The sequence below is a fragment of the Halobaculum saliterrae genome (genome assembly GCF_009831625.1).
Taxonomy (GTDB): Archaea; Halobacteriota; Halobacteria; order Halobacteriales; family Haloferacaceae; genus Halobaculum; species Halobaculum saliterrae.
In genome coordinates, this window is record NZ_WUUS01000002.1 from 93,048 (window position 1) to 107,631 (window position 14,584).

The following is a 14,584-nucleotide window of genomic DNA, read 5'->3' on the forward strand; positions in this document are numbered from 1 at the left end:
GGCTCCCTGGCTCGAACGGCGGTTGGGGAACCGCACCTCTCCATAAAGTGTTACTTAGTCTGAACTAATAGGGGTTCGGCTTGATTTGCGATGGTGAAGATCCATAGCGTCATGCTTGCCTCCCCTCACCGTATATGGTGGGCAGATCTTCTGCGTATATGTTCTGGTGCTACTGTCGGCGATGGAACTGACTTTCTAATCTTTTAATGTCTCGTGGCGAGGCGGGCGCTCCGGCAGCGGTGTCCGTATCCGGTGAAGATTGCGCTGCGGCGTCCGTCGTAAGATCGTATGCTAGTGTACGGATGGCCTCGTTGTGTTTTTCTTTCACCTGAGCGATTGCGTGTGGATGTGTTTCCAGTTGGTCGTACTCTTCGCAGTCGATAGCGTGTTCGAGTTCCTGTTCGTACTCATGGCGGACTAATAAGAGAAGTTCGTGAAGATGTACGAGTTCTATCTTTCTCATGTGCTGGAACCATTCTCTGCTCGTAACTCAATCTGGTACCCACAGATCGTTCCGTCCCCATAGAACAGTCGTCAGCCTCTTTGTTATGCTCCACTCCTCGAACTGGGGGGTCAGCTTACTCACAGGGTGTACGAACGTACCCGATCCAACCGATCACCAAGCACCGGCACATATCTGCGCAAAAGAACTGCTTACTCACCGAGCAGCTGATAGCGCAGACCAGTCCGTATGTACAGACCATTGCTTACTGTGCCCCCTGTATCTATCAGTACGTCCCTCATCGATCCAGCGATACACGGTTGAACAAAGCGATACGAAGGTACTGCATATACTGCGGCCGGATCGGAGAGGGGTCCACGTTCAGTCGGTACTTTCGGCGACCCGGATACCACCGATAGCGTCGGCGTCACCTCCAGCGCAATCTTGTCGAGAAATAACCTGACGGAGACCGATCTCGGCGATCGCCGTGCCGCTGTCGGCCGTCCGTTCGATCGCTTTGGTCGCTCGCGTGAGTCGAGGATCCCCTGCATCCTCATCGAACAGCCGGGCATCGAGGTCATCGACCAGCCCGCGGACCCGCTCCCCTGCCTCGATAGACTCCCGGACTGGATCGACTTTCCCGCCATCGACCACGGCCGGTGTCGCCGTCTCGACGCAGTTACGCGCGGTCTGTGCCGCGTCACGGAGATCGGCGGTGAGCGGCCTTTCCGGCGGGGAATCGAGGTCTCGTGCAGTCTCTGCGAGCGTTTCGGCGCTTTCTGCGACTCGTTTCAGTTCCCGGCTCGCCGTCCAGAGGCGAAACAGTTCCTCGCGCGTGATCCCGAGCGCGTCGACCTCGTCGAGCTTCGAGAGGCTCCGACGGAAGTGTCGATCGACGAGCGCATGCAGCCGGTTCGCCTGCTCGGTGCGCTCGAGCACCGACTCGGGACTGGTTTCCCCGAACACCGCCGCCGTCCCGTCGCGATGCATCGACGTGGCGACGAACAGAAAGTGCCTGACTGACTGCCTGATCGACACCTCTGCAGGGTCCACCGGGACGGTGGCAGTGATCGCCGTATCGGATTCGTCGACGACGGTCATGCCGGTCAGCTCCGCTGCGGCACTCCCGACCGCATGACGCTGGGCGGACGAGACGCCGGCGTCGAATCGGACAGTGATTCGATCGATACCGGCGGCATAGGCCGCAATCAGTAGCCGTTGGACGCGGGCTGCGTCGAGGTCGTCGGCATCGAGGACGACCTGTTCCGGAACTCCGTCCAGGCCGTCGCCGTCTTGAGGCTCGATGACCAGTACGCCGTCGAGATGGGTGTGCAGCCCCACCTCGTCGCCGGGCTCGATTCCTCGAGTCTCGGCCCATTCTTTCGGGAGCGAGACGCTGTAGGTGCCGCCGCCGACGAGCTGGATCTTGCGTCGTGTCATCGCCGGCGCTTCCCCCACAACCCCTCCATCGCTCTTCCGTGTTTGGTTGCCATGCAGATCACCCGAACTTTCCGCTGATGTACTCCTCGACGCGCTGGGACTCGGGGTTCTCGAAGATCTTGCCGGTGGCGTCGTACTCGACGAGTTCGCCGCCGGTAAGGAAGACGGCAGTCTGGTCGGAGATCCGGGCCGCCTGCTGCATGTTGTGCGTGACGATGACGACCGTGTACTCCTCGCTCAGTTCGTCGATGAGGTCCTCGATCTTCGCGGTCGCGATCGGGTCCAGCGCCGACGCCGGCTCGTCCATCAGGATGACCTCCGGGTCGACCGACAGGCACCGAGCGATGCAGAGTCGCTGCTGTTGCCCGCCCGAGAGCCCGAGCGCGTTGTCGTCGAGACGGTCGTTCACTTCGTCCCACAGCGCGGCGTCGCGCAGGCACCGTTCGACGAGTTCCTCGCGCTCGTCCTCATCAGCCCGGCCGAGCAGCCGAGCGAGCAGGCCCGTTTCGAGGTCGCCATGCTTGCGCGGGCCGTACGAGATGTTGTCGCGGATCGACTTCGGGAACGGGTTCGGCGACTGGAACACCATGCCGACGCGCTTGCGCAACTCGACGAGGTTCACGCCCTCCTGGTAGATCTCCTCGTCGTCGAGCGTCACCGAGCCCTCGATCCGGGCGGAACTGACCCGGTCGTTCATCCGGTTGAGGCACCGGAGGAACGTCGACTTCCCGCAGCCGGAGGGCCCGATCAGCGCGGTGACGCTCCGCTCGGGGATGTCGATCGAGACGTCCTTCAATGCGTGGTCGTCGCCGTAGTGGACGTTCAGGTCCTCGACCGATAGCTTCGCCGGGCCGGCGAACTCGTGATCGCGCCACTCCTCGCGGACGCGTTCGTCGCTCTCGCCGGTCGTCGTTGTCCGTGTCGTCGTCGTTGTCGTCGGCGCCGTTTCAGCCGGTTCGTCGACCTCACTCGCCTGTCGTGTCTGTGGTGTGTCACTCATGGTCACTCGTACCGCAGCTTCCGCCGGAAGTAGTATCGCGCGGCGATGCCGATGGCGTAGAACGACAGGACGACCATCAAGAGGACGAGCGCGGTCGCCCACCGGAACTCGTCTGGGTTCGCGACGTTCTCGCCGAGGCCGACGCCCGCCGTGATGAGCGCGAACAGTTGGTACGGGAGCGCGGAGGTCGCCTGGAGCAGCTCGGGGTTCGCGACGAACGGTGGCGACGCCGTGAACTCGAAGCCGCCGATCACGTCGACGGTCTGACTGCCGGGGATGAACGTCCCACCCGCCATCGTCAGCAGGATCGGGGCCGTCTCGCCGGCGATGCGGCCGACGCCGAGAATGACCCCGGTGACGACGCCGGGCAACGCCGCCGGCAGCACGACGCTGCGGACCGTCTGCCACTTGTTCACACCCAGGGCGGCGCTGGCGTCGCGGTACTCGTCGGGCACCGAGAGCATCGCCTCGCGGCTGGTGATCAACACCAGCGGGAGCAGCATGAACCCGAGCGTGATCATCCCCGACAGCAGCGACTTGCCGTTCCCGAACCGCGGAACGAGGAACGCGAAGCCGAACAGCCCGAAGACGATGCTCGGCGTCGACCACAGCCCGTTGGTCGCGACCTCGACGGCTTGCGTGAAGCGGCCGCGCTCGGCGTACTCGGTGAGGAAGACGGCCGCCCCGACCCCGAGTGGCACCGCGAACAGCACCGCGCCCACGACGAGCCAGACGGTCCCGACTATCGCCGGGAGCACGCCCTGGTAGTCGTTCAACAGCGCGACGCCGTTCATCACGAAGGGGACGGAGAACGGCAACCGAACGCTCAGCTCCAGCCCGAACAGCCCGAGCGTCGTCGACGGCCCGGCGCCGGGACCGAACTGGGCGCCCGTGAGCAGTCCGGGGACCCCCTTAACGACGGTGAACGCGACGAGGACGAACAGGAACGCGACGATCGAGAGCGCGTTCAGGTAGACGAGCGTGTACGCGCCCAAGTGTCGACCGCGGGCGCCGAAGCCGCCGTACGCCTTCGCGGCCGCCCAGCCGGCGATCATCGCGCTGAACAGGGTCGCGACCGGGATGACGAACTCGGCGGTCAGCGACGCGCCCTGCTCCCAGCCGAGATCGAACACCCACTCCGGGCCGAGCGTCCCGGTCAGGAACACCAGTCCGGTCAGCACGGGCAACGCCCCGATCGGAACCGTCGAGCCGATGTCCTCGCGGGGGATGACCGTCGCAGCGAAGGCGACGGCACCCACGAGGAGTCCGACGACGGCGGCTCCGAGACCGCCGACCAGCACGTTCCCGATACCGCTGCCGACGGCGAACCACAGGCCGCCGGCGGCGACTCCGGCGACCAGCCCGGCGGTCGTGTCCGGGGTCGTCGACACCGCTTCGAGGCGAGAGCCGACGCCGAAGGCCATCACGGCCCCGCCGAGCAGGACCAGCATGGCCCCCAGCAGCGACACGGTCGGGACGCCCGCGACCGAACCGGTGATCGACACCAGGTCCGCGAGCGCCACGATCGACAGCCCGAACAGCAGCGCCGAGATCGCGACGGCCACGGCGGCGACCGCGTCGGTTCCGGAGGTGTCCTGCCTGACGAGTTCGGTTCGCGTCGCGCCCGCCATCAGATCTCACCCCCGAACTTCTCCCTCATCCGCCACTCGATGTACTGCGAGCCGATCGAGATGATGAGGACGGTGACGAAGAGGATGACGCCGGCGACGAACAGCGCGTCCATCTGGAGGCCGTCGGCGTCGCCGTAGTTGCGCGCGATGATCGACGTGAGGGTCTCCTGCCCGTAGAAGACGTTGTACAGCGGGTCCGTGAGACGGGGTACCCCGCGCAACATCACCGTCGCCGCCATCGTCTCGCCGATGGCCCGGCCGACGCCGAGCAGCACGGCCGCGGAGACCCCCGAGAACGCCGCCGGAAGGGTGATCGAGGTCATCGTCTGCCAGTCGGTCGTGCCGATCGCGAGCGACCCGCTCTTCATCGACTCGGGGACGCTCGAGAGGGCGTCCTCGGCGACCGAAACGACCGTCGGCAGCGCCATCAGCCCGACGACGATGCCGACGAAGAGGTACGTCCCCTGCCCGTTGATGTCGAACTGGGTCGACGCCCAGGGGCTCAAGATGGTGAACCCGATGAACCCGTAGACGATGGAGGGGATCCCGGCGAGGATCTCCACGCCGGGCTTGACCACCTCCCGTACCATCGGGGGCGCGATCTCCGAGAGGAACAGCGCCGCGGCGACCCCCAGTGGCGCGGCCACCGCCGTGGCGATGACCGTCACCATCACCGTCCCGTGGATCATCGGCACCATCGAATACCGGACCGGCTCCGACACCGCGTCCCACCGCGGCTCGATGAACATCCGGAGCCCGGGGACGCTCACGCCGAACACGGTGGCGCTCTCGTAGGCGATCACCGGGATCGACTCCATGAAGATGAAGACGATGATGAGCGCGAGGACGAGGATCGTCGAGACGGTCATCATCAGCGTCACGACGCGCGCGGTGACGTCCTGATGTCTGATCCAGCCGTAGCCGATCGCCGCGATGGCGACCATGAACGGGAGGACGGTCAGCGACGAGACCAGCAGGAACCCGACGAACGTGGCGCCCATCGACCCGACCGCGACGACGACGGCCGCGAGCGCCGCCGGTTCGGTCTCGTCGACGAAGTCTCTCCCCTGGCGAACCCGCCGCTGGAGGCCCCCCCGAACGCCCGATGCTACCCGTTCCGTGTCTGCTGTCATTTCAATTAAATAATGTCGTTCGCTTCCGCGCTGTTGCGGGAGTGCGGAGCCGACCGCCGCCGACTCAGTAGTCGATCCAGTCGCTCAGCTTCTCGCGCTCGGACTCGATGTCGGCGGTCGGCAGCGGGATGTAGTTCACGTCCTCCACGAACAGCTTCTGTCCGAAGTCGGTCAGGAACATGTTGAGGAACGCGGCCTCGCGGCGGTCGGTGCCGCTGGGGGTGTCCTCGGTGATCTTCGTGTACATGTGGAGGTCGCGGTTCAGGGGGTACTCGCTGTCGAAGATCGTGTTCTCCGCGTCCGGGTCCGGCTCGTACAGCGTGCCGTTGAAGTCGATCCCGATGGGCGTGACCTCCTCGCTGGTGAACGCGAGCGCCATGTACGCGATGGCCCCGTCGTTCTGCGAGACGAGCTGGGCGACCTGCTGGTTCTGGCCCTGCCGAGTGTCGACCTCCATCGGCGCGTCGGCGTCGCCGAGCATGTTGAGCCGGAATGCCGTGTCGGTACCGGAGCCCTCAGCGCGGCCGATGACGTAGATTTCCTGGTCGTAGTCGACGCCGTCGAGGTCGCTCCAGTTGTCGACCTCGCCCTGGAAGATCTGCCGGATCTGCTCGCCGGTGAGCTGGGTGACGCCGGCGTCGGACACGTCCGAACTGACGACGACGGGCTGGCCGTCGCGGCCGACGACGTGGTCGACGACCTCCTCGTCCCTACGCTCCTCGCTCCAGTCCAGTTCGGCCGTGATGGGGCCAGAAGAGTTGCCGATGTCGACGAGGCCGTCGACGACCGCCTCACAGCCGGTCCCCGAGTGCGAGAGTCCGACTGTCGTCGGGAACGGCGGATCCGACCGCTGTTCGGTTGGCTCGAAGCCGGCCAGGCTCGCGAAGTAGTCCGCGATCATCATGTCCGGCTGGCCCAGCTCCTCCCAGCCCGGGACGGTGCTCTCGGAGTTGGACCCCCAGTACTCGCCGTCGCTCGGGGGTGCGTTGGAGTTCCAGTAGGAGCTTCCCTTGTTCGAGATGGGGTACACCGTCGAGGACCCTTCAGCGTTGAGCAGGGATGTGTTCATTCCGTCGCCATCGGCCGATCCGCTGTCGTCGTTGGATCCACCGTCGCTGCCGCCAGAGCCACCCGAGCCGCCGGAGGCGTCGTTGCTCGCGTCGTCGCTCGACGCGGAACAGCCCGCAAGCCCCGTCGCGCCGGCCGCCCCCGTGGCGACGAGGAACTTTCTCCGCGAGACGTGCCCGGCCTGCGCCGTATCCTGTGACATCACCTGGACGGACATCGAATTGACAAAAAGGGGTTTATAATAGGGGTACCGGGACCGGGATACTCCCACCGAGCGTACCATCGTAGTCAGAATTCCCGGTACCGCTCGTGCCAGTTCCGGTGTGATATATAGGACATCCGTCCGGTAGCGACGCGTACGTATCCGAATATATACACGTCAACTACCGAAACTATTTGTCGAGCGCACGGCGAGTACCGACCACGATGGAACGCGCCGAGGGAGTCGACGGCGACCGAGACGGAGGCCAGTCCGTCGAGGCGATCGCCGAAGAGGTCGTTGCCGCCGACGGGATCGACGCCGATGAGACCGAGGCGGTCGCGGCGACCCTGCGCGGGATCGCGTCGGAGGGAGTCGTCACCGGAGCGAGCGTGACCGCCGCGATGGCGCAGCTCTCGAAGGTCGTCTCGACGCCCGCGACACGGATCGAGTTCTCCGGACTGGAACTCGAATCGGCGAGAACTGACGCGAGCGGGGTCGCCGACGTGCCGAGCGTTGCGGCCCGCCTCGACGGATACACCGCCGACGTCGAACGGGTTAAGTCGGCGGTCGAGACCCTCGACGACGACCTGCGCGCCCTCGTCGATCGGACGGAGGCCGTCGACGTCGCGGTGCCCCCGACAGCAGACGAGGCGGTCATTCTCTACGAGATCGCCGCCGAATACGGACGGATCCACACGGAAGCGACCCGCCTCCAGAACGAGGCTGACCAACTCACGGAGGAAATCGAGTCGTTCGGTCGGTGGCTCACGCGGCCGTCGGTTCGACACGACGAACTCCGGGCCGACACCGAGGAGTTGGCCGCCGCCGTCGCGGCACTGGAGGACGACGTTTCGAATCTCGCCGGGACTGGAGCCGACGACGCCGAACAGTGGTCCGACTGCGCGATTCGCCGCCGCGTGTTGGCGCTTCAGTCGGCCGACATCCGTGCCGCCGCCACTGACATCGCCACGGTCGACGACCGCAGGGACGCCGATCCTGACGACCCAGTGGACCGTGAGGTGCGCGAGCGGACCGACGAACTGGACGAGCGACTCGCCGCCGCGGCCGACCGCCTCGACACGCTCTCCCGGCCGGAATGGCGTGATCGGTTCGATCAAAACGTGGCGGTGTTCGACGAGGAACTGTCCACTTTCGAACCGCCTGTCGAATGGAGCGCCGTACTAACAGCTCTGAAAGAGATCCGCGACACTGTCAAGTGAATACTCCTTTCGAGTGGTGGTGGCGTGCACGTTCATAGCTCAGCCGCAGAATGGGAGGCATTCACTACTGAGCGATTTGTAGGTGAACTGTTTCTATCAATCGAGAGGCGTGTGAGCCACGTGCCCTGCATCTACCAGTACGTCTTTCATCGATTCAGCGATACACGGCTGAAGTAGCCGATAGGAAGGTACTGCAATTGCATCGCTGTAGATTCTGCAAGATCTCGTTGCTATTCACACGGTTCTACTGAATACAATGCGTGTATCTCGTACGGAATCATCTCCTGAATTAACATCTTAAATAATGATACTGATTAATGCATCTTATATAATGATTAATATTCTCAGCCGATTTCCATTAATGGATCTGAAATTATGGTTTCGATAGTTCTTGGTCGTCACTGGCGTCGTCAGCATCCTGCTCTTAAGAGGAATTTACGTCGAACGTCGCAGCACACTCACCACATTCCCACCACCGTTTGACGACTTCCCACCGGGTAGCGGTTTTCGTGATTCCTTTTGTTTCACGTTCTTTACGAATGTGAGCCGCAAGTTTCCAATTCGAACACCTAGGACACTCAATGTATGGCTTGTGTTTGATCTCTTTCATAATTGTGTTATTGTGCCCGTCCGACCTTTTGGCGGTCCTAGAGGTTCGCTGCTCCCTGAGGATCTCAGCGAACTTATCAGAATCCATACAACGCGGAAAGTTCCAACACTATATAATCGTACCGCTGACCGACGTCGAATAAAAAATAGCCAAGCGTAAGATTGCTAAAAATTTCCCCAATTCTGCTAGCTGCTATTGCGGTAAGTGAGTCATCTGTCTCTTGCATGGACAACAGAGCCGCTTGTCGAACTAGTGGAACGCCTGGTGGCTCACAGACCCAGCCCGGTACTGTATTCCAACGTTCCGAATCCGGTACCCATCGACTCGGCGTCGATCGACGTGCTTCCGATGCGTCCGGCGAGTCCGGCCATCCGGAACATGTACTCGTTGTAACTCCAGTGGGACGTGAACCGGCCCCCAAGTCTCGGTCGGTCGAGCCAGTTTCGCGCATGGCCATAGGTCCGGGCGACGAACCGCACGTGATCGCCGTCCTCGTTCTCGACGCGAACGTCGAAATCAGGGTGCTCGCCGGTTCCCAGTAGCGGCTCGACACTGAGCGTATCGAACTCGACGTGCCCGTCCTTCGAGCCCCAGTTCCAGAACCCGGACTGTCGAAGGGGTATCGTCAACCGTTCCAGTCTGTTCGAGGAGAGGAATCCGTACCCCCGCCGGAACAGTTGCGGCCCGATGAACGGGATCAACACCGAAAACGAGGTTCCGTCCGGGAAGATCGCCCAGATCCACTTCCAGGGCATCAGCGGTACGTCGAAACACACGCGCTGGAAGTAACACGATCCGGACAGCGTCTCGGGCCCGTCGGGCAGGTCGAACTCCCCTTCGAACTCCATCCGGCGCCACGCAACGACCTCGGCGCCACCCAGTGGTGTGTCGATATCCAGAGAGAGCTGTGGCGAGGTCATCTTCGAGTCCAGGGCTCCCCACGCCTCGAACTCCGCCTCGGCGTCGTCGCCGATGACGTGGGCTCGCAGCCCGAGAGGGCGGTCCGAGAGCGCCGCCATCTCACTCCCGCGTCTGCTCCCGTCCTCGCGGTCCGCCCAGGCCTCGAGACGCTGGTCCTCGCGAGAGAGTACCGCCTCGGCCGGCTGCCTGACGACATGGTCGTGGACCACGTCGTCATCTCCGCTCCAGCCGACCGTTGTCGCGTTGAACCTGTCCACGCCGTCGACGACGGAACGATCGGAGTCCATCCCCCGTGGCGGGAGGTCGTTCACACGGCACTCGTTACCGACACAGGCGGCTATCGAAAACATGAGCTGTCTCGGGCCGTAGCCTTCCTCGCCATCCGGGAACAGGAGAAAGAACCACCAAGACGAGGAAGTCGCGTTCTGACGCTCGGGGTTTTGCCACCATATCTTCTCGAAAACACGCCGGTGCTCAGCGAGGCTCCTGTCTGCGAACGCGTCAGTCACTGGTCTACCCACCGCGAGGCTGCTCAAATAAACCCTGCATCGCTTGCGGGACCCTCGTCGATCTCCAACCACAACGGTATGTGTCCGTTCGCTGTGCAGCGACTTGTTCTCGCACCTCTGTCCCCGAGGTGGATCCGAACGATCGACTCTCCACCTGTTTCACCGCGGTTCGTGTCCAGCCGATACCTCTCAACAGAACTCGGCGAGTCAGCTATCGGCCCACTCCACCACGGTCGCCGCCCACGTGTAGCCGGTACCGGCCGCGAGGAACAGCACCACGTCGCCGTCGTCGACGCGGTCGCGGTCGAGTCCTTCCCGGAGTGCGAGCGCCTGGTCGGCGCTCTGGACGTGGCCGTAGTCGTCGAGGTAGTAGCTCTCGTCCTCGTCGACGCCGAGTTCTCCACACAGGTACTCGTGGAACGATCGCTTCATGTGCGTGAGCGCGAGGAAGTCCACGTCCTCGCGCTCGTACCCCGAATCGGCCAGCGCGTCGTCGGCGACCGCGAGGAACGACGGCGCGGACACGTCCGCGAGTCGTTCCTTCATGTCGTCCGGATCCGGGACGGTGAGTGTGTGCTCGCCCGCCTCGACGGTCTCGCGGCTCGGCGGCCTCCCCGACCCGCCCGCGGGCATCACCACGTCCCGTGAGAAGCTCCCGTCGGTCGTCGCCGCCGACTCACGGACGACGGCGCGGGTGCGGTCGGCTGCCGGGTCGGCCTCAAGCACCGTCGCGGCCGCGCCCGAGCCGAAGTTGAACATGAAGCTCGCGTCCCCGTCGCGGTAGTCGACGAGGTCCTCCTCGCGGCTCGCGGTGACCAACAGCGCGCGGTCGATGTCGCCGACGCGGAGCTGTGCGGCCGTGTGACGGATCGCGATCGGCGCTCCCGCACACAGTGCATACGACTCGTGGGCGTAGGCGTCGTCCGCCCCGAGGCGCTCGGCCACGTCCGCGGCGGCCGACCAAACGACGTGGTCCTTGTACTCGCTGCCGTGGAACAGGACGAGGTCGAGGTCGTCGGCGTCGACGTCGGCGTCCGCCAGCGCATCCCGCCCGGCGGCGACGCACATGTCCGAGACGTGGTCTGCGTCGGGCTCGCAGACGTGCTTCTCGCGCATGCCCATCTTCTCGACCACGACCTCCTCGGGGATCCCGCTGACCTCGGCGATCTCCTCCCCGGTGAGCACCTCCTCGGGGACGTACGTGCCGAGGCCGGTGAGGCCGACGGTCCGACCCTCAGCCATCGAACCACCGCCGCACTCGCCGCGGGACGGCCTTCGCCAGCGTCCCGTCCATCCGGTCGCGGGCGGTGCCGAGCAGGCCGTTGGGCACGTACAACACGAACAGCACGAACAGCAGGCCGACGTACAGCGCGGCGTGCCCGTTCAGGAACGTGTCGATCGCTTCGGCGACTGTGAGCCCGTTGTAGAGTTCCGTCGCGAGCGTGGCGTCGCCGACGTTCGCGCGGAGGTACGGGAGCAGGCCGCCGCCCCCTCCCTCCTTGGAGAGGAACTCCCGGACGCTGGCGTCGAACAGCTCTCCGTACAGCGGCCCGGCGAGCGTGCCGAAGCCGCCGATGATCGACACCAGCAGCGCGTCGCCGGCGACGAGGAAGTAGAAGCCGTTCTCGGGCGTCACCGAGCGCCGGAACCCGACGAACAGCGCGCCTGCGATCCCCGCGAAGAATCCGGAGGCGACGAACGCGCCGAGCTTGTACGCGTAGGTGTTGTAGCCGATCGCCCGGGCGCGCTCCTCGTTCTCCCGGATCGCTATCAGCGTCCGGCCGAACGGCGAGTGGACGAGCCGCTGCATCGCGAGGTAACAGACGAGCACGACCGCGCCGATCGCGTAGAACGACACCTCGGTCGGCGACAGGTTGATGAAGCCGAACAGCCCCTCGATCGAGTCGCCGGTCAGCTGCCCGATTGCCACGTTCAGGCCGTCGACGCCGGGGACGCCGATCCGGAACCCCTCCAGCGTCCCCGTCACGGCCACGCCGTCGCGGGGCGCCGAGGAGACGAAGTCCCAGTCGCGGACGAACACGTACAGCACCTGCGAGAAACCGAGCGTGATCATCGCGAAGTAGACGCCCGACAGTCGGAACGACACGCTGCCGATGGCGAGCGCCAGCACCGCGGCGGCGACCCCCGCGAGGACGAGCAGCAGCATGAACGGCGTCTCCGGGCCGAGCGCCGGCAGCTTCCCGTTGGCTCCGAGCGCGACGACGTACGCGCCGGTGCCGTAGAACGCCGCGTGGCCGAAAGAGAGGTAGCCGGTGTAGCCGCTGATGAAGTCGAACGACATCGCGAACAGCCCGAAGAACAGCACGACGACGAGCGTCTCGATCCGCGGGAGCACCGCGACGACCTCTGTCGACAGGCCGGAGTCCGCGAGCAGGGCGTAGACGCCGGGGTACAGCGCGAACGCGAGCACCACGACGAGGTGAACGAGGTGATCCTCCGCGTACTGCCGGTACCACGCGGCCTCAGTCCCGCCGCCGTACCGCTCGATCGCGGCCGCGGCGTCGCCGCCGGCCTCGGTGTCTGCCGTCGCGTCTACGGCTTCCCCGCCGTCGCAGATAGCCGTCTCGGATGAACCGGCCCCGTCGACGGCGCCGTCGTCGGGGGAGCTAATGGCCCCCCACCTCCGAGACGCCGTACAGCCCCTGCGGCTTCACGATCAGCGTGATCACGAGCACGAGGAACACCACCATCTCCGGCAGGCCGGTGAAGTCGACGAAGTTCTGGAACCACCACGTCATCGACGAGTCGACGAGGCCGACGATCAGCGCCGCCACGACGGTGCCGCGGAACGTCCCGAGGCCGCCGACGATCACGACGACGAACGCCGGCAGCAGCGTCTCCGCGGCCAGCGGCACCGACGCGCCCCACGAGGGGTCCCACGCAAGCAGCACGCCGGCGGCCCCGGCGATGCCGGTCCCGAGCGCGAACACGACGGTGAACACGCGGTTCACGTCGACGCCAAGCGCCGACAGCATCTCGCTGTCCTCGCCGCCGGCGCGCACGTACAGCCCGTACCGCGTCCGGGTGAGGAACAGGTGCACCCCGACGACGGTCGCGACACCGAACAGGATCTGGAACAGCTCCAGCCCGCTCACGGAGACCCCGGCGGCGCCGACCGACTCGGCGAGAACGACCGGCTTCGTCCCGAGCACGTCCTGCCACACGGTCGTCGGCTGCAGGCCGTAGAACAGGACGACGATGCGCGCCAGTTCGTCGAGGACCAGCGTCACGCCGAAGGTAAGCAGGATCTGATACAGCGGCGGCCGGTCGTAGATCGGTCTGACGAGTCCGACTTCTATCCCACCACCTAACGCTGCAAGCGCGCCGAAGGCGACGACGACGGCGACGCCGAACGCCAGCAGTCGCCCGACCCCGCCGGTCGATTGTGCGACCGCAACTACGAGTACCAGCCCGCCGAGGTACGCGCCGAGCATCGTCAGTGAACCGTGGGCGAAGTTGAGGACTCCCATCAGACCGAACACGAGCGTCAGCCCGGCGGCGATCATGACGTAGAGGCTCGCCTCAGCGATCCCGCGGAGGATCACGTCCACGAGCGTCGTCGGCGAGAGGAACTCGATCAACGCGTCCGCGAACTGCAGCGGGATCGACGGTCCGGCGGGTGCAAGCGATGCCAGCGACGCGAGCGCGACACCGGCGCTCATGCCGAGAGGTACCTCCGGAGTCGTTCGCCCTCGGCGCTGACGGCGTCGGTGTCGCCCTCGTCGACGACGGTGCCGTGGTCGAGCACGTAGAACCGGTCGGCCACGTCGAGCGCGAGCGGGAGGTTCTGTTCGACCAGCAGCATAGTCGTGTCGGAGGCCGCCTCGGTCAGCGCCTCCGCGACCGCCTCTACGATGAGCGGCGCCAGCCCCTCGCTGGGCTCGTCCACGAGCAGCAGGTCGTTGTCGCCGACGAGTCCGCGGGCGATCGAGAGCATCTGCTGTTGGCCGCCCGAGAGGTCTCCCGCCTTCGCCTCGCGCCGCTCCCGGAGGTCCGGGAACGTCTCGAACGCGAGCTCCAACGCCGCGTCGGCGTCGTCGGCGTCCGGGACGGCCACGCGGACGTTCTCCTCGACGGTGAGCTGTCCGAACATCCGCCTGTCCTCCGGGATCCACCCGAGACCGCGGGCGGCGACCTCGTGCGTGTCGCGGCCGACCAACTCCTCGCCGCGGTAGCGGACCGATCCCTCGCGGGGAGGCGTCAGCTGCAGCACCGAGCGCAGCGTCGTCGTCTTGCCGACGCCGTTTCGACCCATCAGCGCGACCACCTCGCCCTCGTACACGTCGAGGTCGACGCCCTCGAGCACGTGGCTGTCGCCGTAGTACGTCTCGACGCCCGACAGCGAGAGCAGTGGCTCGTCGCGTTCCTCGCTCGATGGCCCGTCGCC

The 14,584-nt window shown here is 65.3% G+C and carries 12 protein-coding genes; 1 reads left to right on the plus strand and 11 read right to left on the minus strand.

From position 1 onward, the window contains the following. Positions 1 to 169 precede the first annotated feature (169 nt). The 6 genes from GRX01_RS19560 to GRX01_RS03365 form a co-directional block, all read right to left on the minus strand. The gene (locus GRX01_RS19560) at positions 170 to 463 is read right to left on the minus strand and encodes a UPF0058 family protein (RefSeq protein ID WP_159663462.1); all 294 of its coding nucleotides are present in this window, start codon (positions 461 to 463) and stop codon (positions 170 to 172) included. 360 nt (positions 464 to 823) lie between these two features. After that, positions 824 to 1,882 carry a phosphate signaling complex PhoU family protein gene (locus GRX01_RS03345; protein ID WP_159663464.1) on the minus strand — a complete coding sequence of 353 codons (1,059 nt, stop codon included), beginning with the start codon at positions 1,880 to 1,882 and terminating at the stop codon, positions 824 to 826. A 58-nt stretch (positions 1,883 to 1,940) separates the two neighbouring features. Further along, positions 1,941 to 2,882, minus strand: a complete 942-nt coding sequence (gene pstB / locus GRX01_RS03350) for a phosphate ABC transporter ATP-binding protein PstB (protein WP_159663466.1) — start codon at positions 2,880 to 2,882, stop codon at positions 1,941 to 1,943. Positions 2,883 to 2,884: 2 nt separating this feature from the next. Beyond that, the gene (gene pstA, locus GRX01_RS03355; protein ID WP_159663468.1) at positions 2,885 to 4,513 is read right to left on the minus strand and encodes a phosphate ABC transporter permease PstA; all 1,629 of its coding nucleotides are present in this window, start codon (positions 4,511 to 4,513) and stop codon (positions 2,885 to 2,887) included. Then, positions 4,513 to 5,646, minus strand: coding sequence for a phosphate ABC transporter permease subunit PstC (gene pstC, locus GRX01_RS03360; protein ID WP_159663470.1), 1,134 nt, complete (start codon positions 5,644 to 5,646; stop codon positions 4,513 to 4,515). The genes pstA and pstC overlap by 1 nt, the downstream gene beginning before the upstream one ends. A 64-nt stretch (positions 5,647 to 5,710) precedes the next feature. After that, complete coding sequence (locus GRX01_RS03365; protein WP_159663472.1) at positions 5,711 to 6,916, minus strand: PstS family phosphate ABC transporter substrate-binding protein; 1,206 nt, start codon at positions 6,914 to 6,916, stop codon at positions 5,711 to 5,713. 224 nt (positions 6,917 to 7,140) lie between these two features. Here GRX01_RS03365 and GRX01_RS03370 point away from each other — a divergent pair, with 224 nt between their 5' ends. Then, entirely contained in the window at positions 7,141 to 8,136 is a 996-nt protein-coding gene (locus tag GRX01_RS03370; protein ID WP_159663473.1) for a hypothetical protein, read from the plus strand. An 879-nt stretch (positions 8,137 to 9,015) separates the two neighbouring features. On the opposite strand, the gene GRX01_RS03375 is transcribed toward GRX01_RS03370, so the two are convergent. The 5 genes from GRX01_RS03375 to GRX01_RS03395 form a co-directional block, all read right to left on the minus strand. Then, positions 9,016 to 10,176, minus strand: a complete 1,161-nt coding sequence (locus GRX01_RS03375) for a hypothetical protein (RefSeq protein ID WP_159663474.1) — start codon at positions 10,174 to 10,176, stop codon at positions 9,016 to 9,018. A 207-nt stretch (positions 10,177 to 10,383) separates the two neighbouring features. Beyond that, a complete protein-coding gene (locus GRX01_RS03380) occupies positions 10,384 to 11,418 on the minus strand; it encodes a 3-oxoacyl-ACP synthase (protein WP_159663475.1) in 1,035 nt (344 codons plus the stop codon). After that, a complete protein-coding gene (locus tag GRX01_RS03385; protein WP_321167896.1) occupies positions 11,411 to 12,610 on the minus strand; it encodes a branched-chain amino acid ABC transporter permease in 1,200 nt (399 codons plus the stop codon). Before GRX01_RS03385 ends, GRX01_RS03380 begins: the two co-directional genes overlap by 8 nt. Before the next feature lie 193 nt (positions 12,611 to 12,803). Next, positions 12,804 to 13,859, minus strand: a complete 1,056-nt coding sequence (locus GRX01_RS03390; RefSeq protein ID WP_159663476.1) for a branched-chain amino acid ABC transporter permease — start codon at positions 13,857 to 13,859, stop codon at positions 12,804 to 12,806. Then, complete coding sequence (locus tag GRX01_RS03395) at positions 13,856 to 14,548, minus strand: ABC transporter ATP-binding protein (RefSeq protein ID WP_159664023.1); 693 nt, start codon at positions 14,546 to 14,548, stop codon at positions 13,856 to 13,858. Before GRX01_RS03395 ends, GRX01_RS03390 begins: the two co-directional genes overlap by 4 nt. Positions 14,549 to 14,584: the final 36 nt, after the last annotated feature.

Bases quoted from the DNA above. Each gene is read 5' to 3' on its own strand.
- GRX01_RS19560 (WP_159663462.1), bottom strand. From the start codon at position 463: ATGAGAAAGATAGAACTCGTACATCTTCACGAACTTCTCTTATTAGTC.
- GRX01_RS03345 (WP_159663464.1), bottom strand. From the start codon at position 1,882: ATGACACGACGCAAGATCCAGCTCGTCGGCGGCGGCACCTACAGCGTC.
- pstB (WP_159663466.1), bottom strand. From the start codon at position 2,882: ATGAGTGACACACCACAGACACGACAGGCGAGTGAGGTCGACGAACCG.
- pstA (WP_159663468.1), bottom strand. From the start codon at position 4,513: ATGGCGGGCGCGACGCGAACCGAACTCGTCAGGCAGGACACCTCCGGA.
- pstC (WP_159663470.1), bottom strand. From the start codon at position 5,646: ATGACAGCAGACACGGAACGGGTAGCATCGGGCGTTCGGGGGGGCCTC.
- GRX01_RS03365 (WP_159663472.1), bottom strand. From the start codon at position 6,916: ATGTCACAGGATACGGCGCAGGCCGGGCACGTCTCGCGGAGAAAGTTC.
- GRX01_RS03370 (WP_159663473.1), top strand. From the start codon at position 7,141: ATGGAACGCGCCGAGGGAGTCGACGGCGACCGAGACGGAGGCCAGTCC.
- GRX01_RS03380 (WP_159663475.1), bottom strand. From the start codon at position 11,418: ATGGCTGAGGGTCGGACCGTCGGCCTCACCGGCCTCGGCACGTACGTC.
- GRX01_RS03390 (WP_159663476.1), bottom strand. From the start codon at position 13,859: ATGAGCGCCGGTGTCGCGCTCGCGTCGCTGGCATCGCTTGCACCCGCC.